A 23603-nucleotide genomic window follows, 5' to 3' on the forward strand; every position below is an offset into this window, starting at 1 on the left:
TTATCTCCTCATATCGCCCAGAAAGCGGGCGTCCCGCTCAAGGCGAATACGCTCGTCTTGCTGAGCCTGCAGCGTGAATACAATATCGTGACTGGGTTGCTGTAGCTCGTCAGGGCTAGCGGTCACCGTGACAACTTCTAAGCGCGACTCACCCGCAGGCACGTCAATCATATTGCTCTCTAAGGCTAAACTGGGTAACCCGGAAACGCTTAGTTGGTAGGTGTGGTCCTGATCATCAAGGTTACGAATGGTCAGGGTAAACACATTACTAATCAGGCCGTCACGGGTCGTTTGGTAAAGCTGGGTGCGCTCGCGTTCAGCGTCAAAGTTAAGCGGCATGCGGTCGTTAATCGCCCAGGCAAAAGTGCCTATCATTAATACTAATGCCGCAAAGTAGCCTAGCAGGCGAGGGCGCATTATATGGCTCTTTTTGCCCTCAAGCGCGTTTTCGGTGGTGTAGCGTATCAGCCCCCGTGGGTAACCCATTTTGTCCATCACGCTGTCGCAGGCGTCGATACAGGCGGCGCAGGTGATGCACTCATACTGCAGGCCATCGCGGATATCGATGCCAGTGGGGCAGACCTGCACACACAGGTCGCAGTCGATACAGTCGCCGTAGCCAGCTTGACGCGCTTCCTGATGGCTCAGCCCTTTTTTGCGATGCCCACGGGGTTCGCCGCGGGACTCATCGTAGGAGACAATCAGTGTGTCACGGTCAAACATCACCGATTGAAAGCGGGCATAGGGACACATATAAATGCACACCTGTTCACGCAGCCAACCTGCGTTCAGGTAAGTGAACACCAGGAAAAAGCCCACCCAGAAGTAGGACCAGCCATGGGCTTCAAATGTCGGCAATTCCGCCACTAAATCGCGAATCGGCGTGAAGTAACCCACAAAGGTGATGCCGGTAGCGAGCGCTATCAGTAGCCAAGCGGTGTGTTTAGCGGTTTTACGCCACGCCTTATCCGCTGTCATCGGCTGATCGTCGAGCTTGATACGCCGATTACGCGAGCCTTCGATGCGGTGTTCAAGCCAGATAAACAGAAAGGTCCAAACGCTTTGCGGGCAGGTATAACCACACCACACCCGACCAGCAAAAACAGTAATAAAGAACAGCCCAAAAGCACAGATAATCAACAGCCACGACAGCAGTATGAACTCCTGCGGGTAGAACGTGGCGCTAAAAATATGGAATTCGCGATTAGGCAGGTCGAACAGAATGAGTGGCCGGCCGCCAAGGTTAATCCAGGGCAATAGGAAAAACATCAGCATTAACGCCCAATTAGTACTGCGGCGTAGTTTCTGGAAAATACCTTTAATTTCTCGCACATAAATGTGACGCCGTTTAGCGTACATTTCCTGAGTAACCGGTTGTTGTGGAGGAGTGTGATGCCCCACCGGATTCGGCGTGACGTCTTGGGTTGGTATCTTTTCCATGGCGGTATTCCCGGCTCAGAAGGCAGGAGGGAGTGCACCTAGTCTCGTAAAGGCGGTGCATGGTCAATATTGTATCGGTTTGCGTATAAAGAAAGGGTGCGGTTTGAGGCCGCACCCTTGCTTGGCTAGTAGGGCTGTTTAGTCAATCAGTCCGCTAAGCGCAGGCTATACACGTAGGCGGCGACCAGGTGAACACGCTCTTCACCAATATAAGCCGCTTGCGCCGGCATATGGCCGTTACGGCCATTGCGTAGCGTTTGACGGATGGAGTCACCTACCTCTTGGCCGGGCGCCAAGTAGAGCCAGGTATTGTCGGTCAAGTTAGGCGCGCCGAGGGCTGTATTGCCCGTGCCACTTGGGCCGTGGCAAGCCGCACAGACTGCAGTAAAGGTGCTTTCGCCCTGTTCAGCTTGTGCCTCATCATGCGCTTCATCAGACAGCGAGAGCACGTATTGAGTCAGGTTCTCAATATTGTTTTGCCCCAACTGCTGCCAGGAAGGCATTAGCCCGTTACGGCCATTCGTCAGCGTTTGAACGATATTGTCGGGCTCTCCGCCGTATAGCCAGTCGTCATCGGTCAGGTTAGGGAAGCCGTAGCCACCTTGCGCGTTGGAACCGTGACATACCGCGCAGTTGTTCTGGAAAATGCGTTCCGCCACCTGCATCGCTTCGTTATCTTCGGCTAGTTCAGGAATAGGCACTTCCTGATACTGGGCAAAAATCGGTGTGAAGCGTTCTTCCGCTTGCGCAACTTCCTCTTCCCACTGGCCCTCTTGCGACCAGCCCAGCACCCCGGCGTAGTTGCCAAGGCCGGGATAAAGAACGAGATAACCCAACGCAAAAACTACCGTCAGGATGAATAGTTTGAACCACCACTGAGGTAGTGGGTTGTCATACTCTTCAATACCGTCGGCAGCGTGGCCAGTGGTTTCTACGTTGCCTTCAGCATCCGGCGTTTTATCGGTACGACGGTTGGCCAGCAGTATCCATACGCTCAGCGCAATTGTGCCCAGCGTGATGATAATGATCCAGGCACTCCAGAAGCCGGATAGGGAGTCACCCCATAAATTATTCATAACTTCTTATCTCCCCTGTCTTGGCGGGAATGCGCTTCGCTATCGCGTTCATGCGACGCGTGCTTGTCACTGGTCGGTTGCTCATCTTCATCGGCAAAGGGCAGGTTGGCCGCTTCGTCGAAGTCTGGCTTGCGTCGCTTGGAGTACGCCCAGAGGGCGATGCCGATAAAAGCGAAAATCAAGATCAGCGTGATGAGGCCGCGAAAAGTTCCCGTATCCATAACTTAACGAGTGCCCTCGAGCACGGTTCCGAGCTGCTGTAGATACGCGACCAGGGCGGTAATTTCCTGGGTGCCGCGGACATCTGCAGTTGCATTGGCGATATCTTCGTCGGTATACGGCACACCTAACTGACGCAGCGTGCGCATCTTTCTCGGTGTGGCGTCACCATCGAGGGTGTTTTCAAACAGCCAGGGGTAAGCCGGCATAATTGACTCGGGCACTACATCCCGCGGGTTGTAGAGGTGAGCACGGTGCCAGTCGTCGCTATAGCGGCCGCCGACACGTGCCAGATCCGGCCCGGTACGCTTAGAGCCCCACAGGAAGTTGTGCTCATAAACCTGTTCACCCGCCACGTTGTAGTGGCCGTAGCGCTCGGTTTCAGCGCGGAACGGGCGAACCATCTGTGAGTGACAGCCCACGCAGCCTTCACGGCGATAGATGTCACGGCCTTCCAGTTCCAGCGCTGATAGCGGCTCCAGGCCTTCAACCGGCTCGGTGGTCTGCTTCTGGAAAAACAGTGGCACCACCTCAGCCAAGCCGCCGAAACTGATCACGACAAGGATCAACACGGCAAGTAGGCCAACGTTCTTTTCGACAATCTCGTGTTTCATTGGTCTCAACTTCCCCGGTTTAAGCAGCTTGTGGCGCTGAATGGCTGATGGCCTCACGACGCTTAACGGTCATGTAAACGTTGAATGCCATGATCAGCATGCCGGTGACCCAGAAGAGGCCGCCGATTAAGCGCACGAAGTAGCCCGGTGCGCTGGCTTCAACGGCTTCAACGAAGGTGTACATCAAGGTGCCGTCAGGGTTGATCGCACGCCACATCAGACCTTGCAGAATGCCGTTAACCCACATCGAGGCGATGTAAAGTACCGTGCCGATAGTGGCCAGCCAGAAGTGCACGGCAATCAGGTTGACGGAGTGCATTTCAGTGCGACCGAATACGCGCGGAATCAGGTGGTACATTGAGCCGATAGTGATCATCGCTACCCAGCCGAGCGCACCGGAGTGAACGTGGCCAATGGTCCAGTCTGTGTAGTGCGACAGCGCGTTGACCGTTTTGATGGCCATCATCGGGCCTTCAAACGTCGACATACCGTAGAACGATAGGGCCACTACCAAGAAGCGCAGTGTGGGGTCCGTGCGCAGCTTATGCCAAGCGCCTGACAGGGTCATCATGCCGTTGATCATACCGCCCCAGGAGGGCGCCAGTAGGATGATAGACATGATCATGCCTAATGACTGCGCCCAGTTCGGCAGCGCTGTGTAGTGCAGGTGGTGCGGGCCTGCCCACATGTAAATCATGATCAGCGCCCAGAAGTGGACGATGGAAAGACGGTAAGAGTAAATCGGTCGCTCAGCCTGCTTGGGTACGAAGTAGTACATCATGCCCAGGAAGCCGGCGGTCAGGAAGAAGCCTACCGCGTTATGGCCGTACCACCACTGCACCATGGCATCCACCGCACCGGCGTAGATCGAGGTGGAGTACATCGGGGTAACCGGGATCGCCGCGTTGTTAACGATATGCAGCACTGCAACGGTTAAAATAAACGCCGCAAAGAACCAGTTCGCCACATAAATATGCGACGTGGTGCGCTTTTTAATCGTCATCAGGAACACGATGGCATAGCTGATCCAAACGACTGCAATCAAAATATTGATCGGCCACTCTAGCTCAGCGTACTCCTTGGTCGTGGTGTAGCCCATGGGGAGCGACACGATCGCTGAGATAATAACGGCTTGCCAGCCCCAGAACGTAAAGGCCGCCAGCCTGTCCGAGAATAGCCGTGTCTGGCACGTTCGCTGGACAACGTAATAGGACGTTGCAAAAAGCGCCGAGCCACCAAAAGCGAAAATAACGGCGTTAGTATGTAACGGACGCAGTCGCCCGAAGCTGGTCCAAGGTATGCCGAGGTTCAGTTGCGGCCAAACCAGTTGCGAGGCGAGGATGACACCAACGGTCATACCCACGATGCCCCACACAACGGTCATAATCGCGAACTGCCGAACTACCTTGTAGTTGTAGGTCGGGTGTTCAAATGCTGTGCTCATTTCATGTTCCCATCGAACGCGGTTAGGGGGTAACCCGTGGCATTTTGCACGGATGCGGCCACCCGCTTGATGATGCAGGTCAAGATCCGACGAGGATTCTAGCGCAGCCGAGGCTTAAGCTGAACATGCCAATAGGTTAATCATTGAATTATTAGGAGCGGTGTATGTCACATTACGCTTTGTCTGACTATATTTCGTTGCCGCCAGACGCATTAAGCGAGGAGATTCATCTCGACTCAAACGGCTGTTATCTGGTGCAGGGCATGGGGCCGTTGGCGGTTCAGGGTGAGGCCAAAATAGGACGCTTGCTGTTTGCCCATGGTGCAGGCGCCGGTCATCAGTCAGCTTTCATGCGTCAATTTGTCACCTCTTTGGCGGGGCAGGGAATACAAGTTCTGTGTGTTGACTTTCCTTATATGCAGCAAATGCAGGAAACCGGCAAGCGACGCCCACCGCCACCGATCGCTCAGACACTTGCCCAGTTTGCCGAGTGGTACGCGCTACTTGATTCCCTGTTTGACGGGTCGTTGTGGGTTGGTGGGAAGTCGATGGGCGGCCGCGTGGCGACGCTGTTAGCCAGCCAACAACCGTGCCCTGGTGTCGTGGTGGCCGGTTATCCGTTTCATCCCACCAAAGCGCCGGAAAAGCTTCGTTTGGAACACTGGCCGGCGGTTACTTGCCCCATGCTAGTGATACAAGGTGAGCGAGATCCTTTCGGTACGCAGGAGGAGGTCGCAAGCTATACGCTGCCCGCTAATGCGCAGCTGGCTTGGCTGAAAGATGGCGATCACGATTTCAAGCCGCGGCGCTCTTCTGGGTTAACGCAAACGTTTTTGATTGACGAAGCCACCCAGGTTACGGCATCCTTCGTCCGCGTTCACAGCCAAGGCTTGAAAGAAGAGGGCAACGCGCTAGCTTAAAAGCAGTTTTTAAGCGCAGCATGTTGACATTGAAACAACCTTCTGTAGAATGCAGCGCCACGTGACCAGCGGGTGGTTAGCTCAGTTGGGAGAGCACCAGCCTTACAAGCTGGGGGTCACTGGTTCGAACCCAGTACCACCCACCATGTTTAGTAACACTAATTTATTAGTACTAAAAATGGTTTGAAAACGTGAAGTGAAAAGTAAGAAGCAAAAAGTAAGATGAAGTTTTGATGTGCATAACGGACCGGTAGTTCAGTCGGTTAGAATGCCGGCCTGTCACGCCGGAGGTCGCGAGTTCGAGTCTCGTCCGGTCCGCCAACATCAAATAACTATCTGCTTGATAAGTAATTAGCTTTAAAGTGTGTTATCGCAATTCGGACCGGTAGTTCAGTCGGTTAGAATGCCGGCCTGTCACGCCGGAGGTCGCGAGTTCGAGTCTCGTCCGGTCCGCCACGATAACTGCTAAGCAAGGTTGATAAGCGACTGTGGTGCTTATTGACAAATTGGGTGGTTAGCTCAGTTGGGAGAGCACCAGCCTTACAAGCTGGGGGTCACTGGTTCGAACCCAGTACCACCCACCATCGCCTACCTTTTAAAAGCGCCTCTGAACCGCTTATAACTGTTAGCTTTGATGGTCGTTGTAAAGTGCCTTAACGTGGACCGGTAGTTCAGTCGGTTAGAATGCCGGCCTGTCACGCCGGAGGTCGCGAGTTCGAGTCTCGTCCGGTCCGCCATTAAGCGCTTAGATTGAAAATGTAATATCGGCATCAGTCGAACGAATTCCAAAAAAGCCCGGATCATTGATCCGGGCTTTTTTATTGCGTGCAGCCTACGGGCTGCCCGCTAGCATTAGCCGATAGCGCTAACACCTGCTTTGGCAACCTGTACGTCCTGGTCGGGTTTAACGCCGGAAATACCTACGGCACCCACCACATGGCCATCCACTGTGATCGGCACACCACCTGAAAGTAGACCCTGCAGCGGCGCAGAAAGAAACGCTGTACGGCCGCCGTTAATCATCTCTTCAAATACCTGGGTCTCTTTACGACCTAGCGCTGCGCTGCGCGCTTTTTGCGTGGCAACATCGGCACTGAAAGGGGCAGCACCATCTAAACGGCGCAGGCCCAATAAGTGGCCGCCGTCGTCGGTTACTGCGATAGTGACCGGCCAGTTATTGCTGTCGGCTTCTTTTTGCGCCGCGTCTAATACATTGATGACATCGGCTTGAGCGAGGATGGCTTTTGTTTGCATGGGGTAATCCTTTTTAAGGCAGGGAGTGAGTCGCCGCGCTATTAAGTAGCAGCGCGGCGGTAGGGGGTAAAGAGTAACAACCAGCGCTAGGGAAGTGCCGCATCGACGATTTCAACCCAGTGGCGCACCGGCGTACGGTTGGCTCCAGCCAAGTGGGTTTGACAGCCGATATTGGCAGTGACAATCATCTCTGGATTACCGGCCTCCAGGGCATTGAGCTTATTGTCGCGCAGTTGGGTGGCAATTTCCGGTTGAGTAATCGAGTAAGTGCCCGCCGAGCCGCAGCAGAGATGCGCATCCTGCACCGGCGTTAACGAAAAGCCGAGCTTGGTGAGTACGCCTTCCACTGCACCGTTAAGCTTTTGCGCGTGTTGCAGCGTACAAGGGCAGTGAAATGCCAGCCGCTTGGATTCTTTAACGTTCAATGCTTCCAGGGGCTCATCGCGCAAGATTTCGACAATATCTTTGGCCAAAGTGCTGACCTTTTGCGCTTTAACGGCGTATTCAGGGTCATCCTTGAGCATATAGCCATACTCTTTAACAAAGGCGCCGCAACCGCTGGCGGTTTGAACGATGGCTTCAGCGCCTTGTTCAATATATGGCCACCAAGCGTCAATATTGGCGCGCATACGAGCCCGCCCATCGTCCTGGGCGTTGAGGTGAAAATCAACCGCGCCACAGCAGCCTGCTTTAGCCACCGGCGTTACGCTAATGCCGAGCCGATCTAGGATCCGCGCGGTAGCCGCATTGGTATTGGGTGACAGCCCCGGCTGCACGCAGCCTTCCAGAATCAGCACTTGCCGGGTATGACGGTTTGCGTCGGGGCGTGCACCTGCATCTATGGGCGCTGCGGGCATTTTACTGCGTAGCTTGCTAGGCACCAGCGGCTTAAAGGTTTGGCCCAGCTTTAGCAGTGCCTGAAAGCGTTTAGGCTCGACCATCATTTTCCGCAGTGCATAGCGCTGGGCCCGCTCGCCAGCAGGACGGGGAACCCTGCGCTCAATTTCGGCACGGCCAATATTGAGTAGCTTGTGGTACTCCACGCCGGAAGGGCAGGTAGTTTCACAGTTAAGGCAGGTCAGGCAGCGGTCAAGGTGCAGGCGAGTCTCTTCGGTGACTTGGTCGTCATCGTCGTGGCTCTCAAGCAGCTCCTTCATCAGATAAATACGCCCGCGGGGGCCGTCGCGCTCATCGCCCAACAGCTGGTAGGTGGGGCAGGTGGCGTTACAGAAACCGCAGTGAACGCAGGTGCGCAAAATGCTATCTGCTTCCTGAATGTGCGGCTTCTGACGGTCGGCATCGGTAAATTGCGTCTGCATGTCAGCTCTCCTGATTAAAACGCCGCATAAAGACGACTGGGATTGAATATGCCATGGGCATCCAGCTCCGCCTTTAAATTACGATGATATTTTTCCACTACCTTATTGAGCGGCGTGAAAGGGTCGGCGGCGCCTCCCTGGGCGTGCGGCGTGTAGCAGGTGGCATGGCCGCCTGCTGCCGCGCAGGCGGCGCGCAGGGTACTGGCATCCAGCGATGTTTTTACCCAGCGCTGACAGCCCGCCCAATCGTAAAAGATATCCGCTTCGGGAATATCCAGTGCTAGCGGCGACGTATGCGGAGGCAGCGATAACCGCCACAGCGCTTGGTCGTCGCTGAGTTGGAAGAAATCGTGGGTATGGTCGCGTAGCGAGGTCCAGAAGCTGGCATCAAGCGGCTCGCCGTTTAGCTGCGCTTGCGTCGCGCTGACAGAGCTGTTGCCACCCTCTAAGCGCAGAAAAAGCTCACCGTTATGCCAGGCTGCCGCCGTGATCGGCAGCGGCTTGCGACCCAGCTCGGCAAGCTTTTTAAGCGCGTCTTCAAGATTAATGGGCAGGCGTAAGCTGTGCGTAGCGTTGGGAATGGGCAGCACTTTAAACGAGATATCGGTCAGCACGCCAAGTGTTCCTTGAGCACCCGCCATCATGCGCGAAAGATCGTAACCGGCGACATTCTTCATCACCTCGCCGCCAAAGCGCAGCAGCTTGCCCTCTTGAGTGATGACCCGAGTGCCAAGCACGAAGTCCCGCGCTGCGCCTGCCCAGGGGCGGCGCGGGCCGGAAAGGCCGGTCGCGACCGCGCCACCAATGGTCGAGGCTTCGCCAAATATGGGCGGCTCAAACCCCAGCATCTGGTGTTTCTCTGCCAACGCTGCTTGAAGGGCGCTTAGTCGCGTGCCAGCGCGCACGGTGACCACCAGCTCCACCGGATCGTAGCTGACAATGCCACTATGTTCGGCCATCTGCAGCGCTTGGCCATCCACCGGTCGGCCATAAAAGGCGCGGGTATCGCCGCCTACAATACGTAGCGGAGTGTGTGCGTCATACGCACTGCGCACCTGCTCACACAGCGTGTCAGCGATATCGCGGTCGGCGGCATGCATCGCTAATTCGGTCATGGTCTATTCCAATATTTATTTTGCCTAGTGGTTATCTTGACTAGGTCACTATTAAAAACGGGGCAGATCCGGGTGCGGCAGTTCGTTATTGTGAACATGCATGGCGCCAAACTCTGCGCAGCGCGCCAGGGTCGGAATGTTCTTACCAGGATTGAGCAGGCGCTGGGGATCGAATGCCGCTTTCAGGGCATGGAAAACGCTGATTTCATCCGGCTGGAACTGACTGCACATCTGATTAATTTTTTCCCGCCCCACGCCGTGCTCGCCGGTGATCGAACCGCCTGCCGCCACACAAAGCTCAAGAATCTTGCCACCTACCTCTTCGGCAAGCGCCAGTTGGCCCTCTTTATTGGCATCAAACAGGATCAGCGGGTGCATGTTGCCGTCGCCAGCGTGGAACACGTTGGCCACCGCCAGGCCGCTCTCCTCAGAAAGCGCAGCAATGCCTTTGAGTACCCGGGGAGTTCGCGGCGGGGGATAGTGCCGTCCATGCAGTAGTAGTCCGGCGACATGCGGCCCACCGCAGGGAAGGCGTTCTTACGTCCGGCCCAGAACTTGGCGCGCTCGGCTTCATCGCGGGCCTGTTGAATATTGGTGGCTCCGGCTTTTTCCAGCACGCGGCGTACGGTATCGCAATCGTCGTCAACGTCGGCCTCAACGCCATCCAGCTCGCAGAGCAGAATCGCCTCGGCGTCGAGAGGATAGCCCGCTTTGACAAAGTCCTCGGCGGCTTTGATGGCAAGCTTATCCATCATTTCCAAGCCGCCAGGAATGATCCCTGCCGCGATGATATCGCCCACCGCATGGCCGGCTTTTTCGACATCGTCGAAGCTGGCCATCAGTACCTTGGCGGTTTCCGGCTTGGGCAGCAGCTTGACGGTAATTTCGGTGACCACGCCGAGCATGCCCTCAGAGCCGTTCATCAAGGCTAATAGGTCAAAACCGGGCGCATCGAGAGACTCGGCGCCCAGTGTCATGGCTTCGCCCTCGATGGTGAGTACGTCCACCCGCATGACGTTATGCACCGTTAAACCATATTTTAAACAGTGCACGCCGCCGGCATTTTCAGCCACGTTACCGCCGATCGAGCAGGCAATTTGCGAGGAGGGGTCGGGGCATAGTAAAGGCCGTAGGGCGCGGCAGCCTCGGAAATCGCCAGATTACGAACGCCGGGCTGCACGCGAGCCATCCGTGCATCGGGGTCAACGCTCAGAATCTTGTTAAACCGTGACATGACCAGCAGCACGCCCTGCTCCAGCGGCAGGGCGCCCCCTGAGAGTCCGGTGCCCGCACCGCGGGTAACCACGGGTACGCCCAGGGCATGGCAGCGCTTGAGTAACCCTTCAACCTGTTGAAGGGTTTCCGGCAACGCCACCAACATCGGCAGTACGCGATAGGCCGCCAGACCATCGCATTCGAAAGGACGCAAGTCTTCTTCACGGTGCAGCAGCGTCATATCGGGAACCGCTTGCTGCAGGTCGCTCAAGACCTCGCTTTTATCTCGCTGGACCAATTCGCCGTCCAGGCGCTCATCAAAGAGGATATTCATCATGACATCCCATGTTTATTATCGTTAAAGGCGAACGCTGAAAAGTTGTCCATGGGCCGCCCACCTAACATGGCCTCAATTTGGGCTTTTTTTATCGGTCTGTCTAGGCTGTGGTGCATTGGTCTGACCAGTAATTGGTCGACAGGGGTGCCTTGTTTGTTTAGTACTGGGTCGAGTCCTGGCAAGCTGGTCATATCGCCCATTAGGAGAGTCACCATGGCATCAGAGAATCAAGCCTTGTCCCCCGGGCAGCGTAGGCCGGATCAGGTGGCTACTCGGCTTGAACGTCTTATTCTGGATGGCGTTTTTCGCCCCGGCCAGTTGCTCCCTTCGGAACGGCGGCTGTGTGATCGGCTTGGCGTCTCCCGCGCGTCGTTACGCGAGGGGTTAAGAATTCTGCGCAGCAAGGGGATTATCGACACCCGCCAGGGCCATGGATCGACGGTGGCGACGCTGCTACCCGTCAATCAGCAAAGCCCCCTTATGCACTTGTTTAAAGACCATCCGCGCACGCTGTTCGATCTGCTAGAAGTGCGCGCCCTGTTAGAAGGGGAATCGGCACGTTTGGCGGCAAGCCGGGGCACCTCCGCTGACCGCGTGCTGATCACCCGCCGTTATCACGAAATGGCCGACTATGCGGAAACCGCCGAGCCGATCGATGTCGAGCGGCTGGCTAGATTTGATCACGCCTTTCATTTGGCGGTTTCCCAAGCATCGCATAATCCAGTGTTGGTACACACGCTGCAGAGCCTGACCGATTTATTGCTGAGTTCGGTATTCGCTTCGGTCAAACACCTTTATCATTTGCCTGTGCCGCGGGCGATGATCAATCAGCAGCATGCTCAACTGCACGATGCCGTTGTCAGCGGCGATGCAGAGCAAGCAAAACAGGTGGCGCTAGAGCATCTCTCCAGCATTAGCCAACTGCTGCGTGATCTGGAGGTGGAGCACGATCGGCTGGAGCGATCCTCCATGCGCCTTGAAGAGTGGCAATAGCTAAGTTAACTGTTAGCCGCACTTTTATCGTCTTCGGTGTCAATCACGCCTGCTAAGGTAGCCACTTCAATCTTATTGCACAGATGGTCACGGAGAATTTGGCCGAGCAATTGGCTGTCACGCTTTTCAAGTGCAGCCATCATATTTTCATGATCTTTTACCGCCTGGCTCCAGTAGCGTTCGGTCATCTTCTTGGAGTAACGCACGCGCTTAATGCGCTGACTTAGATTGCTATACATCTCTTGCAGCACATCGTTATTGGACGCCGCCAGAATGCTTTCGTGAATCTGCCGATTGACCTGGAAATAGGGCATTAGATCCCGGTTACGGTAGTGTTCCAGCATCGTGTCGTGTAGCTGACGAATGGCGGCAATTTCAGCGTCACTGATGTACTGGCAGGCAAGCTCCCCCGACAGCCCCTCTAGTGCGGCCATCAGGTCATAGGTGTCTTTAACGTTTTTTAAGGTTAACCGCACCACCCGCGCGCCGCGATTGGGTAGCAGTTCAATCAGTCCTTCAGTGGCGAGTACTTTCAATGCTTCCCGCAGCGGCGTACGCGATACACCGAAGCGATCGCACAGCTGCTTTTCCGAAATACGTTCACCGGGTAGCAGCTCTCCGTGCTCAATCAGGTCGCCAATTCTATCGGCCACTTCGCGATATAAATTGCGTTGCAAGATCTTTGTCATTCGTAAGTTCCTTGTCAGCGGCTCGCTTGTTTGCTTGCCAAGCTACCCAGACCACCTAGTTCAATGTGAGCACGATGCCATCTTCGCATAGTGGCTTTTGTTGATATGATCTGCAAAAGTAATTATGAATTCAATATTCCTTTGGTGGCGCTTTTGTCCACCATCGCTATCTACGACGTCGATGTGCTTACCAAAACCGCGTACTTACCAAGACAACGTGCTGACAACAACTGAGTGACAACAAAAAAGGTAACTCTTATGGCCGGACAAGTATTTCACTGCAGCGTACAGCTCACCCGAGAAGAGGGCAGAAAGATCATTGATGGTGCCATGGCGCAGGCGCGCGAAGCAAAATTGCCGCCGTTAACAATCATCGTGCTAGACGGCGGTGGCCATGTGATCGCCGCAGAGCGGGAAGATGGCTGTGCGCCATTGCGGTTTCCGGTTGCGCAGGGAAAAGCTTATGCCTCGTTGGGCATCGGTGTTGCCAGTGGGGTAAGTGGCGCCCGTAATGCCGAGCGCACCGCTTTTGTTGCCAGTGTGGCGGCGGCTTCCCAGGGGCATTTTGTAGCGGTGGCCGGCGGCGTCCCCATTCTAGATCAGCAAAATTGTGTGATTGGTGCGGTGGGGGTTAGCGGTGCTTCATCTGAGGAGGATCAACAAGCGGCGATTGCCGGTATTGAGCGGGCCGGTCTGCGCTGGGGGCTTGAACCGGACTAAGTGTTAGCAGAAAGATGTTAAATGAAGCGGGCAGCGGTCGAATCGAGGCGCTGTCCGCTTTTTTTTACGATTACTTTTTATTAGCCCTTTTTAAATCAACTGGTTGCAGTGAGATTTTCGTGTCGAGACGAAAGTTTAATACCTAATTTTGAATTTTGAATTCAAATTGAGGTGGAGGATGTTTCATGAGTAGCGCTAGATCAACAATAAGTAGATCTACTCAAGCGACGCCTTTTGCAGGCGCTATCGGGTGCCAGAGCCACGATGGTGACATTGCTAACAACAACAAATGCTTTACCTGGAGTTCACAATGAAATTGCTCAAAACAGCACTCGTTACGGCCGTTGTGTCGTTTGGCTTGCAGGCCGCCGCCGCCAACGCCCAGACGGAAATTCGCCTTGGCCATGTCGGTGGCCCTGGATCACTGTTTGAAATTTCTGCGAATCGCTTTGCCGAACTTGCCAACGAACGTTTGGAAGGCGTGGCGGAAGTAAACGTTTTTGGCAATAGCCAACTGGGTGGTGACGAATCGATGATGCGTCGCCTGCGGTTAGGGTCTTTAGATCTCTCGTTGCCCTCGACAGTAATGAGCTCTGAATCCGCTGAGTTTGCACTGTTCGAGATGCCTTACTTGATCCAAGACCGCGAACATATGAAGCGCGTGCGTGAAGAGATCGTTCGTGGCCCGCTGTATGACGCTGCAGAAGCCCGTGGTTTTAAAATTATTGGCGTGTGGGAAAATGGCTTTCGCCAGATTACTAACAACGAGAGACCAATCGTAACGCCAGAAGATCTCGAAGGAATAAAGCTGCGCGTACCTGGCGGCACATGGCGTATCGATATGTTCCGTAGCTACGGCGCGGCACCTTCGCCAATGTCGCTGTCGGAAGTGTTTGTTGCCCTGCAAACAGGCGCAATGGATGGCCAGGAAAATCCCTTTATTCAAACCTACTCCTCGCGCTTCCACGAAGTTCAAGACTACCTCTCGATCTCTAACCACGTTTATACACCCGCTTATCTGACCGCCGGTGTAAGTTGGAACCGCCTGCCTGAAGAAGTGCAACAGGTACTCGAAGAAGTCGCTGTCGAGATGGAAGATTTTGTGCTGGAAGAGGGGCAGCGGCTAGACGATGAAACTCTGGTGAAAATGCGGGACGAAGGCATGAAAGTGAATGAAGTCGACTTCGATGCCTTTGTTGAGGCCTCTGAGACCATTTACAGCAAGTTTGCTGACGAAGTGGATGGTGGCCAGGAAATGATTGACGCCGTGACTGCTCTTCGCGAGTAAGCAAAGCGCCACTCTTTAGAGGTGCGTCGCTACTTGGCGGGGCGCCTCGCCTTTCGGAGGTCTCAATGAGTACTTTTACAAAGTTCAAGAACGCATATTTTTCGTTTCTTGAAGGCATCGTGGTCTTTTTGGTAATTGCGCTTGCCGTTGTCGTAACACTAGGTTTTGTAACCCGCTATCTAGGCTCTCCATTAAGCTGGTATGACGAACTAGCCGCCGCTTTACTGGCTTGGGTGACTTACTACGGCACAGCTTTAGCAGCCGCTAAAGGCGCGCACATTACCTGTCCAAGCGTGTTGAACATGTGTCCTCCCGCTATTCGGGTGCCGATCGCGCTGTTAGCTGAAGCTATCACTATCGGGTTCTTCGTTTTCTTGGGTCTCGCGAGCTACCAAGTCATGTTGATTCTCGAAGGCGTTGGCATGGTCAGCCTCCCAGGGGTGTCTATGCAACTGGTTCACTCGGCGATTCCCGTTGCTGCTGTGCTGTTCATTATTGCAGAACTGCTGCGGATCCCTGATGTGATTAAAAGTGCGCGCGGTAGAGGCTTTATTGACCATGAGCTTGAAGAAGCCGGCATCGACGCTGAAGAAGTCGCCACCGTCAGCACGCATCAGCGAGGATAAGTAAACACCATGGTCATACTGTACATATTCTTAGCACTAATAGTGCTTATTCTAATTAACGTGCCGGTGGCGGTTGCCTTAGCGCTGGTAGGAACGATTGCCACCTTTATGACATACGGCAACATGGCGATGCCTACGGTGGGCATGACTATGTTTGAGGGCGCGACCAATTTTCCGCTTATTGCCATACCGCTGTTTATTTTAGCGGGCGCCATTATGAACGCGTCGAGTATCTCTCGGCGTTTGATTGACCTAGCCATGGCAATGGTAGGGTTTATCAAAGGCGGTTTGGCGATGGTGACGATCGGCGCGTCGGTATTTTTTGCTGAAATCTCTGGGTCGGCAGTGGCGGGTGTATCGGCGATCGGCAGTATTCTGATCCCGGCTATGCGCAAGAAAGGCTACTCAAAAGAGTTTGCGGCCTCTATCTCATCCTCTGCGGCAAGCCTTGCGATCATTCTCCCACCCTCTATCCCGATGATTCTTTATGCGGTGATGTCGGGCGAATCAGTGGTGCAAATGTTTGTGGCGGGTATTTTGCCGGGCTTGTTGGGCGCGATGGGCTTAGCCGCGATGTGCTACTACTTGGCGCGCAAGAACAACTTCCCCTCTGAAGGACGGTTCCGGGTTTCACAGCTTTGGACAGCTTTTAAAGAAGCCATCTGGGCGCTATTGATTCCCGTCATCATTCTCGGTGGTATCTTTGGTGGTTTCGTTACGGCAACTGAAGGCGCGGCGTTGGCGGTATGTGTCGCGATCTTTATCAGTGCGGTGGTTTATCGCGAATTCACTATCAGAAATTTCATTGATTCTTGTAAGAGTGCTGGTGTGCAGACCGCTGTGGTCATGCTGCTGGTGGCCGCGTCTGCAGTGGTGGGGGGCTATCTTACTGAGACCCGAGTGCCTCAAGAAATCGCCATGCAAATCAGCGAGCTAACCAACAATAAATATCTTATTTTGGCACTGCTTAATGTTATTTTCTTGATTTTAGGTATTTTCCTGCACTCTGCAGCGGCCATCATCCTGGTGGTACCGATCGTCCTGCCGTTAGTACTTGAAGTGGGTATCGACCCGCTGCACTTTGGTTTGATCGTGACGCTGAACCTAGCCATTGGTCAGCAAACTCCGCCGGTGGCCAGCGTCCTCATCGCGTCTTGTTCAATCGCCAAGTCAGATGTATGGGCCACATCCAAAACCAATCTGTGGTTTATCGCCGTCCTGTTCGCCGTGCTAATGATCAATACCTACATCCCGGCGTTTGCGCTGGCGTTGGTTAACTTTATCTACGGCTAAGCAGCTATACGCGCTGGTTGCCGGGTGTTATTAGCCCGGCACCACGCCCAAACAGGAGACGAAAATGAGCAATCTTGACGAATCACAGGCTGCCCAGAGCGTCACATTTTCCGTTCGTAATGGCGTGGCCTGGATTGGTTTTAACCGGCCCCAGAGCCGCAATGCGATGACCTGGGAAATGTACGATGCCCTGGAAAAGCACTGCGATCAGTTGGCCGAGGATGACACTGTGTATGCCGTGGTGCTTCATGGCGTGGGCGGTGAAGCCTTTGTCGCGGGCACTGATATTAGCCAGTTTTCGGGTTTCACTCAGCCTGAAGACGCGATTGCCTACGAGCGACGCATTGACCGCGTAGTGGGCAAGCTGGAAACCTTTCCCAAGCCGACCCTGGCATTGATTGAAGGCGCCTGCGTGGGCGGCGGTGCGGCGCTAGCGCTGGTGTGCGATTTCCGCTACGCCACCCCGACGATGAAGTTTGGCGTGCCGATCGCCAAAACGCTGGGCAATACGCTCTCGATTAACAACGTCTCGCGCATGATCGACATGCTTGGCGTTGCACGCACCAAAGAAGCGCTAATGATGGCTCGGCTATTTGGCGCCGAAGAATCCCAGGCTGCAGGCCTAATAAATCAACTGTTTGACGCTGATGCAATTTACGCCGAAGTGGCTGCGCTGGCGGAAGCCTTTGCCAAGCGGTCGCCGTTGACGCTACAGGCCAGCAAGGCGTTGATTGGACGTGCGCTAGAGCAGCGGAGACTCCCTGCCGATGCCAGCGACGACTGGGTCACCATTTGCTATATGAGCCGAGACTTTGCCGCCGCGGTGGATAAGTTCGTCAATAAAACGCCCTTTGAGTGGTCTGGTCATTAAAGGTCAAGGAGAGAGCGCATGCTTCCCCTACAAGATATAAAAGTACTTGATGTATCACAGATTATGGCTGGCCCCTACTGCACCATGGTGCTGGCGGACATGGGCGCCGAAGTCATTAAAGTCGAGAAGCTCAATGGCGGAGACGACAGCCGCCAAATGGGCCCCTACGTGAATGGCGAATCGACCTGCTTTTCACAGATTAACCGCAACAAAAAAAGTATCTCGCTGAATCTTAAAGACGAACGGGCGCGGCAAATATTCTACCGCTTGGCCGCTGATGCGGATGTCATCGTTGAGAACTACCGGCCTGGTGTGACCAAGTCGCTTGAGATCGATTACGACACTATAAAAGCAATCAACCCCGGCATCGTTTACTGCTCAATTTCCGGTTACGGGCAAACCGGCCCCTATAGTCATAAAGGCGGGTTTGACCTGGTCGCACAAGGCATGACCGGCCTGATGTCGATGACCGGGGAGGAGGGCAAGCGCCCGCTGAAAACCGGCATTGCGGTTTACGATATTGGCGGTGGTTTAACCGCGGTCTACTCGATTCTGGCGGCGTGTATCCACAAGATGAAAACCGGTGCTGGCCAGCATATCGACATCGCTATCACCGAGTGCGGTTTGCCCTGGTTTACCTGGGAAGCGGCGGCTTACTTCTCTGAAGGTACCGTGCCAGGGCCAACGGGCTGGCGCCACCGTGTTTCCGCGCCTTATCAGGCAGTCAAAGCCAGCGATGGCTATTTGATGCTCGGCTGCGCCAACCAGCGCACCTGGGAGCGCTTCTGCCAGGACGTACTGAAGCGCGAAGAACTCATGCAGGACCCCCGCTTTATTACCAATCAGGACCGTGGCCAGCACGTTGAAGAGCTGGAGGCGCTGCTCGAAGAGCTAATGGCGAATCAAAGCGTGGATGAGTGGCTAACCCTGTGTGACAGCGCAGGTGTACCTGCCGGACCAATCAACGACTTCGCCCAGGCCATGCAGGATGAGCACTATTTAGCGCGCGGCATGGTGCAAGAGATGGAGCACCCGGTAATGGGCAAAATGAAAACCATCGGTTTTCCGAGCAAATTCTCAGAAACACCGTCGCAAATTCGCAGCCCCGCGCCGCTCTTTGCCCAGCACACCGATGAAGTGCTCGATAGTTTAGGGTTCTCCGGCGCTGAGCTTGACGCTTTACGTGCTGAAGGATGTATCAAATAGCGCTTTTTTGATGTGAGTAATTGCATTCATTATCCATTTTGAATAACGCTAATTGGCAGAGCCAACGTTTAGCCTGACAACAACAAACAGGAACCTCATCATGTTAAAGCTTAATTTTCATCCATCCGGCCGTCACTTTTTGCAAATTCCTGGCCCCTCGCCGGTGCCAGACCGTATTTTACGGGCGATGAGCCTGCCCACAATCGATCACCGCGGGCCTGAGTTTGGTGCCCTGGGTCTTGAGCTGCTGAGCAAGATCCAAAAAATCTTCAAAACCGAGAACCCGGTGATTATCTACCCGGCCTCAGGTACCGGTGCCTGGGAAGCGGCGCTGGCCAATACTATGTCACCCGGCGATAAAGTGTTGATGTTCGAGACCGGCCACTTCGCCACGCTATGGCAAAAAATGGCGCTACGTCTGGACATTCAGCCTGAGTTTTTGGGCCTGCCGGGCTACGAAGGCTGGCGCCACGGTGTTCAGGCCGACATGATCGAGGCGCGCCTTAAAGAGGATACCAACCACGAGCTAAAGGCTGTGTGTGTGGTACATAACGAAACCTCTACTGGCGTGACGAGCGATATCGCCGCCGTGCGTAAAGCCATCGATGCAGCTGGCCATCCCGCACTGCTGATTGTCGATACTATTTCTGGTTTGGCCAGCGCCGACTACCGCCATGATGAGTGGGGCGTGGATGTAACGGTTTCCGGCTCGCAGAAAGGTTTGATGCTGCCGCCGGGCATCAGCTTTAACGCGCTTTCGCCTAAATCGATTGAAGTTAGCAAACAGGCGAAATTGCCGAAAAGCTTCTGGGCATGGGATGAAATTCTCGAAGCCAACAAGAACGGCTACTGGCCCTACACGCCCAGCACCAACCTGTTGTATGGCCTTAACGAAGCGTTGGATATGCTGCTGGATGAGGGCATGGACAATGTGCTGGCCCGCCATCAGCGCTGGGCCGCTGGGGTGCGCGCGGCGGTAGAGGCGTGGGGGCTTGAGATTCAGTGTTTAGATCCGTCGGTTTACTCGCCGGTGCTGACCGGTGTGGTGATGCCCGAAGGTGTCGATGCGGATGCGGTGCGCAAGATTATCTATGAGCGTTTTGACCTTTCATTAGGCATGGGGCTGGGTAAGGCCAAAGGCAAAATGTTCCGGATCGGCCATTTGGGCGACTGCAACGATTTAACGCTGATTGCCACGCTGGGTGGCTGTGAGGCGGGCATGAAGCTGTCCGGCGTTAACCTTAAAGGCAGTGGCGTAACGGCTGCTTTGGACTACTTTGCTGCCAACCCGCTTAACGCAGGCGAGCGCTAAACGACGGGAGAGCCATATGACGTCTCTGACGAACCAATACCCGTCCCGCGATGCCAAGATTAAACCGCTCGGCGAACTAGCCGAGCGGTTATCCCGAGAGATGGCCGGGGAGGTGCTGTTTGACCGGGCCACTCGGGGGCGCTATTCAACCGACGCTTCTATTTATCAGGTGACGCCGGTAGGCGTGGTCATCCCGCGCCATCAGGAAGATCTGAAAATTGCCCTGGATATTGCCCGTGATGCCAGGGTGCCCATCTTGGCCCGGGGCGCGGGCACTAGCCAGTGTGGTCAAACCGTCGGTGAAGCCCTGGTGATCGATACTACCCGCTGGCTCAATCAGGTGATTGAGTTTGACGCCGAGGCGCGCACCGTGGTGGTGGAGCCGGGCATCGTGCTCGACCACCTTAACGCCTGGCTCAAACCTCATGGGCTCTGGTATCCGGTGGATGTTTCCACCAGCGCCCAGTGCACCATCGGTGGGATGGCGGGCAATAACTCCTGCGGGTCACGCTCGATCTACTACGGCAATATGGTGCACAACGTGCTGGGCGTCGACGCGCTACTGGCTGACGGCAGCGCGGCGAGTTTTGGTTTCGTTGACCGCTTCGCGGAAGGCTCGCGGGAGCAGCGCCTCGCCCAGCAGGTGAGGGCGATTGCGGAGCGGGTAGGCCCGGAAATTCGCGATCACTTCCCTAAGGTGTTGCGCCGGGTCGGGGGTTACAACCTGGATCTATTCGATTGTCAGAATCCGATGCCCTACGACCCAGGCAACCGTGCCAACCTGGCCCATCTGCTGGTGGGTTCGGAAGGCACGCTCGGGGTGAGCCAGCGTATTAAGCTCCGGCTTTCACCGCTACCTGAGCAGAAGGTGCTGGGTGTGGTGAACTTCCCGACCTTTTACCAGGCGATGGATTTCACTCAGCATATCGTCAAGCTTGGCCCCACGGCGGTGGAGCTGGTTGATCGCACCATGATCGAGCTGTCGCTTGAGAATCCAGCGTTCCGCCCGGTCATCGAGAAGGCGCTGATCGGCAAGCCCGAGGCGATTTTGCTGGTGGAGTTTGCCGGTCACGACCACGCCAAACAGCTTGAAGCGCTGCGCGGGCTGAATGAGCTCATGGGCGATTTAGGTCTGCCGGGCAGCGTGGTGGATATGCCCGAAGCGGCCGAGCAGAAAGCGCTGTGGAACGTGCGCAAAGCCGGACTCAACATCATGATGAGCATGAAAGGTGACGGTAAGCCGGTCTCCTTTATTGAAGATTGCGCGGTGCCGCTCGAACACTTGGCCGAGTACACCAATAAGCTCACCGAGGTGTTCAACCGCTACGGCACTGAAGGTACCTGGTACGCCCACGCCGGTGTCGGCACGCTACACGTACGGCCAATTCTCGATATGCGCCGGGACGGCGCCGAGAAAATGCGTGAAATCGCCGAGCTGGCCTCCGCGTTGGTGCGTGAATACAAAGGCGCTTACTCCGGCGAACACGGTGACGGCATTTGCCGTGGCGAGTGGGTGGCGTGGCAGTTTGGCGAAACGGTTAATAATGCCTTCCGCGAGATTAAGCAGCTGTTTGATCCTAAAAATCTGTTCAACCCCGGCAAAATCGTCGATACCCCCAAAATGGATGACGAGCGCTATTTTCGTTTTCCCAAGTCCTACACCACCATTCCGCTTACCCCGGTATTCGATTGGTCCGCCTGGAATGTGAAGCGCGACCCGTTAACGGGCGAGCAAACTGCGCCAGGTACCGGCGGCGATGCCACCCATGGCTTGGCCATGGCGGTGGAGATGTGCAACAACAACGGCCACTGCCGTAAGTTTGATGCAGGCACTATGTGCCCTAGTTTCCGTGTGACAAAAGATGAGCAACACCTGACCCGTGGCCGTGCTAATACCTTGCGTTTGGTGCTCTCGGGTCAGTTGGGCGATGAAGGATTGGCCAGCGACGATGTGAAAGAGGCGCTGGATCTCTGTGTCTCCTGCAAAGGCTGCAAGCGTGACTGTCCTACCGGCGTCGATATGGCCAAGTTCAAGATAGAGGCGCGTACCGCCCGCGCCCGTGTCAAAGGCTTATCCCTGCGTGATCGTATGGTCGGTGAAATGCCGCGCTATGCGCCCTGGGCTAGCAAGTTTTCTGCCCTGGTGAATGGTGTTGAGCGGGTGCCGTTTCTGGCTAAGCAGATCAAACAGGCGTTAAAGCTGGCGCCCAAACGCTCGCTGCCGATGTTTAACGGTAATTTTCTCGCCAGTGCCGAGGCGTCTCGGCAGCCAGTCACCTCGGAACGGGAGGTACTGCTGTTTGTAGATACCTTCAATAACTATATGGAAGGTGATAACGCCAAAGCGGCCAAGCGGGTGCTGGAAGCGGCAGGCTACCGTGTGCATCTCAACGTAACCAAAGGGCAGCGGCCACTCTGCTGTGGGCGGACCTACCTCTCTTCGGGTCAGTTTGACAAAGCCAAGGCGGAAGCCAAACGTACGCTTGAACACTTGATGCCCTTTGTGGAGCGCGGCGTGGCGATTGTAGGCCTGGAACCCTCTTGCCTGCTCAGCATGCGCGATGAATTCCTGCAGTACGGCTTTGGCGAAGAGGCAAAAGCGTTGTCGTCATCGGCCTATCTGTTTGAGGAGTTTCTGGTCAAGGCACGGGCCGAAGATAAGCTTCCCCTCGAACTGAAACCGCTGAACTACGAGCGTGCGATGCTGCATGGCCACTGCCATCAAAAAGCTTTCGATGCGCTGCGCCCCGTCGAGCAGGTGCTGGGCTGGATTCCTGACCTCACCGTCGAGACTATCGAGTCCTCCTGTTGCGGTATGGCGGGTAGCTTTGGCTATGAAGCGGAGCACTACGACGCCTCGCTGAAAATGGCGGAGCTCTCGCTTTTACCTGCGATTCGAAAAGCGGATAGCAACGCCGTGTTGATTGCCGATGGCACGAGCTGTCGCCATCAGATTCACGATGGCAGTGGCCGCGAAGCGATTCACGTTGCTCGATTGCTGGAACAAGCGCTAGCCTGAAGGCGGAACACCAATAACAACCCAGGAGGTTAACGTGGCACTTTATCAATACGGCGAGCATCGCCCAGCGGTTCACGACGACGTTTACATTGCGGAAACGGCCGATGTGATCGGTCAGGTCACCTTAAAAGCGCGCTCAAGCGTTTGGTATCAAGCCGTGTTGCGCGGTGACACCGACCATCTTGAAGTAGGTGAAGAGAGCAATATCCAGGATGGCGCCGTGCTGCACGCAGACCCAGGCTTTCCGCTCAAGGTAGGTAAAGGCGTAACGGTAGGGCACCAGGCGATGCTGCATGGCTGCACCATCGGTGACGGCTGCCTGATCGGTATCCAGGCGGTCGTGCTCAATGGCGCGGTGATTGGTGAGAACAGCCTGGTGGGTGCCGGTGCCTTTATTAAGGAAGGCGCAGTGTTTCCGCCCAACTCGCTAATCGTCGGTTCGCCGGCCAAGGTAGTGCGGGAGCTTTCCGAAGAAGTCGTGGCGGGACTGAAGCAGAACGCTCAAAGCTATGTTGAACGCGGCAAGCTCCATAGCCAGCAGCTAAAGCGTATCGATTGACGTAAAACCCGCTGTGCTAAATAGCAAACCCCCAGGCCTTGGCCTGGGGGTTTGCGTTTCTAGCGTCGTTATTA

Annotated in this window: 20 protein-coding genes, 5 tRNA genes and 1 pseudogene; 16 read left to right on the forward strand and 10 right to left on the reverse strand. The window is 55.2% G+C overall.

Translation table 11 applies throughout. From position 1 onward, the window contains the following. From ccoG to ccoN, 5 genes are all read right to left on the reverse strand, one after another. On the reverse strand, positions 1-1440 hold the full coding sequence (ccoG, locus tag KO116_RS05455; protein ID WP_035562230.1) for a cytochrome c oxidase accessory protein CcoG: 1440 nt from the start codon (positions 1438-1440) through the stop codon (positions 1-3). A gap of 146 nt (positions 1441-1586) precedes the next feature. Further along, entirely contained in the window at positions 1587-2516 is a 930-nt protein-coding gene (gene ccoP, locus KO116_RS05460; RefSeq protein ID WP_035562233.1) for a cytochrome-c oxidase, cbb3-type subunit III, read from the reverse strand. Then, entirely contained in the window at positions 2513-2737 is a 225-nt protein-coding gene (locus KO116_RS05465; protein ID WP_008955980.1) for a CcoQ/FixQ family Cbb3-type cytochrome c oxidase assembly chaperone, read from the reverse strand. The genes ccoP and KO116_RS05465 overlap by 4 nt, the downstream gene beginning before the upstream one ends. Positions 2738-2740: 3 nt before the next feature. Then, complete coding sequence (gene ccoO, locus KO116_RS05470) at positions 2741-3349, reverse strand: cytochrome-c oxidase, cbb3-type subunit II (protein ID WP_008955981.1); 609 nt, start codon at positions 3347-3349, stop codon at positions 2741-2743. A 19-nt stretch (positions 3350-3368) separates the two neighbouring features. Then, positions 3369-4793, reverse strand: coding sequence for a cytochrome-c oxidase, cbb3-type subunit I (gene ccoN, locus KO116_RS05475; protein WP_035562239.1), 1425 nt, complete (start codon positions 4791-4793; stop codon positions 3369-3371). 164 nt (positions 4794-4957) lie between these two features. Here ccoN and KO116_RS05480 point away from each other — a divergent pair, with 164 nt between their 5' ends. The 6 genes from KO116_RS05480 to KO116_RS05505 all read left to right on the forward strand — a co-directional run bounded on the left by KO116_RS05480 (position 4958) and on the right by KO116_RS05505 (position 6450). Next, positions 4958-5713, forward strand: a complete 756-nt coding sequence (locus tag KO116_RS05480; RefSeq protein ID WP_035562241.1) for an alpha/beta fold hydrolase — start codon at positions 4958-4960, stop codon at positions 5711-5713. Positions 5714-5783: 70 nt separating this feature from the next. Next, positions 5784-5859 (forward strand) — tRNA-Val (locus KO116_RS05485). A gap of 98 nt (positions 5860-5957) precedes the next feature. Continuing rightward, positions 5958-6034: transfer RNA gene (locus KO116_RS05490), tRNA-Asp, on the forward strand. Between the two features lie 58 nt (positions 6035-6092). Next, positions 6093-6169 (forward strand) — tRNA-Asp (locus KO116_RS05495). A 52-nt stretch (positions 6170-6221) separates the two neighbouring features. Continuing rightward, positions 6222-6297: transfer RNA gene (locus KO116_RS05500), tRNA-Val, on the forward strand. 76 nt (positions 6298-6373) lie between these two features. After that, positions 6374-6450, forward strand: a tRNA-Asp gene (locus tag KO116_RS05505). Positions 6451-6565: 115 nt separating this feature from the next. On the opposite strand, the gene KO116_RS05510 is transcribed toward KO116_RS05505, so the two are convergent. The 4 genes and pseudogenes from KO116_RS05510 to glcD form a co-directional block, all read right to left on the reverse strand. Further along, the gene (locus KO116_RS05510; protein WP_035562244.1) at positions 6566-6967 is read right to left on the reverse strand and encodes a heme-binding protein; all 402 of its coding nucleotides are present in this window, start codon (positions 6965-6967) and stop codon (positions 6566-6568) included. A gap of 86 nt (positions 6968-7053) precedes the next feature. Further along, the gene (gene glcF, locus KO116_RS05515) at positions 7054-8286 is read right to left on the reverse strand and encodes a glycolate oxidase subunit GlcF (RefSeq protein WP_035562247.1); all 1233 of its coding nucleotides are present in this window, start codon (positions 8284-8286) and stop codon (positions 7054-7056) included. Positions 8287-8300: 14 nt separating this feature from the next. Beyond that, positions 8301-9401, reverse strand: a complete 1101-nt coding sequence (gene glcE, locus KO116_RS05520; protein WP_035562249.1) for a glycolate oxidase subunit GlcE — start codon at positions 9399-9401, stop codon at positions 8301-8303. 51 nt (positions 9402-9452) lie between these two features. After that, positions 9453-10953 (reverse strand): annotated as a pseudogene (gene glcD / locus KO116_RS05525) (glycolate oxidase subunit GlcD). Positions 10954-11166: 213 nt separating this feature from the next. On the opposite strand from glcD, the gene glcC reads away from it, so the two are divergent. Continuing rightward, the gene (glcC, locus tag KO116_RS05535; protein WP_035562258.1) at positions 11167-11946 is read left to right on the forward strand and encodes a transcriptional regulator GlcC; all 780 of its coding nucleotides are present in this window, start codon (positions 11167-11169) and stop codon (positions 11944-11946) included. 5 nt (positions 11947-11951) lie between these two features. Here glcC and KO116_RS05540 read toward each other — a convergent pair whose 3' ends face one another. Next, positions 11952-12635, reverse strand: coding sequence for a GntR family transcriptional regulator (locus tag KO116_RS05540; RefSeq protein ID WP_035562260.1), 684 nt, complete (start codon positions 12633-12635; stop codon positions 11952-11954). Between the two features lie 258 nt (positions 12636-12893). Here KO116_RS05540 and KO116_RS05545 point away from each other — a divergent pair, with 258 nt between their 5' ends. The 9 genes from KO116_RS05545 (at position 12894) to KO116_RS05585 (ending at position 23529) form a co-directional block, all read left to right on the forward strand. Further along, entirely contained in the window at positions 12894-13355 is a 462-nt protein-coding gene (locus KO116_RS05545) for a GlcG/HbpS family heme-binding protein (RefSeq protein WP_035562263.1), read from the forward strand. A gap of 310 nt (positions 13356-13665) precedes the next feature. Next, on the forward strand, positions 13666-14643 hold the full coding sequence (locus KO116_RS05550) for a TRAP transporter substrate-binding protein (RefSeq protein WP_035562266.1): 978 nt from the start codon (positions 13666-13668) through the stop codon (positions 14641-14643). 65 nt (positions 14644-14708) lie between these two features. Continuing rightward, positions 14709-15269, forward strand: a complete 561-nt coding sequence (locus KO116_RS05555) for a TRAP transporter small permease (RefSeq protein ID WP_035562269.1) — start codon at positions 14709-14711, stop codon at positions 15267-15269. Positions 15270-15278: 9 nt separating this feature from the next. After that, positions 15279-16562, forward strand: a complete 1284-nt coding sequence (locus tag KO116_RS05560; protein WP_035562272.1) for a TRAP transporter large permease — start codon at positions 15279-15281, stop codon at positions 16560-16562. Positions 16563-16626: 64 nt separating this feature from the next. Then, positions 16627-17433 (forward strand): enoyl-CoA hydratase/isomerase family protein, encoded by an 807-nt coding sequence (locus tag KO116_RS05565; RefSeq protein WP_035562274.1) that lies wholly within the window; start codon positions 16627-16629, stop codon positions 17431-17433. A gap of 18 nt (positions 17434-17451) precedes the next feature. After that, the gene (locus KO116_RS05570; protein ID WP_035562277.1) at positions 17452-18639 is read left to right on the forward strand and encodes a CaiB/BaiF CoA transferase family protein; all 1188 of its coding nucleotides are present in this window, start codon (positions 17452-17454) and stop codon (positions 18637-18639) included. 100 nt (positions 18640-18739) lie between these two features. Then, the gene (locus tag KO116_RS05575; protein WP_035562280.1) at positions 18740-19951 is read left to right on the forward strand and encodes a pyridoxal-phosphate-dependent aminotransferase family protein; all 1212 of its coding nucleotides are present in this window, start codon (positions 18740-18742) and stop codon (positions 19949-19951) included. 16 nt (positions 19952-19967) lie between these two features. After that, entirely contained in the window at positions 19968-22970 is a 3003-nt protein-coding gene (locus KO116_RS05580) for an FAD-binding and (Fe-S)-binding domain-containing protein (protein WP_035562283.1), read from the forward strand. Between the two features lie 34 nt (positions 22971-23004). Continuing rightward, positions 23005-23529 carry a gamma carbonic anhydrase family protein gene (locus KO116_RS05585; RefSeq protein WP_035562286.1) on the forward strand — a complete coding sequence of 175 codons (525 nt, stop codon included), beginning with the start codon at positions 23005-23007 and terminating at the stop codon, positions 23527-23529. Positions 23530-23603: the final 74 nt, after the last annotated feature.

The sequence above is a fragment of the Halomonas sp. KO116 genome, assembly GCF_000734975.2.
In the GTDB taxonomy this organism is placed as follows: domain Bacteria; phylum Pseudomonadota; class Gammaproteobacteria; order Pseudomonadales; family Halomonadaceae; genus Vreelandella; species Vreelandella glaciei.

Bases quoted from the DNA above. Each gene is read 5' to 3' on its own strand.
- glcF (WP_035562247.1), bottom strand. From the start codon at position 8,286: ATGCAGACGCAATTTACCGATGCCGACCGTCAGAAGCCGCACATTCAG.
- glcE (WP_035562249.1), bottom strand. From the start codon at position 9,401: ATGACCGAATTAGCGATGCATGCCGCCGACCGCGATATCGCTGACACG.
- KO116_RS05570 (WP_035562277.1), top strand. From the start codon at position 17,452: ATGCTTCCCCTACAAGATATAAAAGTACTTGATGTATCACAGATTATG.
- ccoP (WP_035562233.1), bottom strand. From the start codon at position 2,516: ATGAATAATTTATGGGGTGACTCCCTATCCGGCTTCTGGAGTGCCTGG.
- ccoG (WP_035562230.1), bottom strand. From the start codon at position 1,440: ATGGAAAAGATACCAACCCAAGACGTCACGCCGAATCCGGTGGGGCAT.
- KO116_RS05550 (WP_035562266.1), top strand. From the start codon at position 13,666: ATGAAATTGCTCAAAACAGCACTCGTTACGGCCGTTGTGTCGTTTGGC.
- KO116_RS05540 (WP_035562260.1), bottom strand. From the start codon at position 12,635: ATGACAAAGATCTTGCAACGCAATTTATATCGCGAAGTGGCCGATAGA.
- KO116_RS05465 (WP_008955980.1), bottom strand. From the start codon at position 2,737: ATGGATACGGGAACTTTTCGCGGCCTCATCACGCTGATCTTGATTTTC.
- ccoN (WP_035562239.1), bottom strand. From the start codon at position 4,793: ATGAGCACAGCATTTGAACACCCGACCTACAACTACAAGGTAGTTCGG.
- KO116_RS05575 (WP_035562280.1), top strand. From the start codon at position 18,740: ATGTTAAAGCTTAATTTTCATCCATCCGGCCGTCACTTTTTGCAAATT.
- KO116_RS05580 (WP_035562283.1), top strand. From the start codon at position 19,968: ATGACGTCTCTGACGAACCAATACCCGTCCCGCGATGCCAAGATTAAA.
- KO116_RS05565 (WP_035562274.1), top strand. From the start codon at position 16,627: ATGAGCAATCTTGACGAATCACAGGCTGCCCAGAGCGTCACATTTTCC.
- glcC (WP_035562258.1), top strand. From the start codon at position 11,167: ATGGCATCAGAGAATCAAGCCTTGTCCCCCGGGCAGCGTAGGCCGGAT.
- KO116_RS05545 (WP_035562263.1), top strand. From the start codon at position 12,894: ATGGCCGGACAAGTATTTCACTGCAGCGTACAGCTCACCCGAGAAGAG.
- KO116_RS05480 (WP_035562241.1), top strand. From the start codon at position 4,958: ATGTCACATTACGCTTTGTCTGACTATATTTCGTTGCCGCCAGACGCA.
- KO116_RS05510 (WP_035562244.1), bottom strand. From the start codon at position 6,967: ATGCAAACAAAAGCCATCCTCGCTCAAGCCGATGTCATCAATGTATTA.
- ccoO (WP_008955981.1), bottom strand. From the start codon at position 3,349: ATGAAACACGAGATTGTCGAAAAGAACGTTGGCCTACTTGCCGTGTTG.
- KO116_RS05560 (WP_035562272.1), top strand. From the start codon at position 15,279: ATGGTCATACTGTACATATTCTTAGCACTAATAGTGCTTATTCTAATT.
- KO116_RS05555 (WP_035562269.1), top strand. From the start codon at position 14,709: ATGAGTACTTTTACAAAGTTCAAGAACGCATATTTTTCGTTTCTTGAA.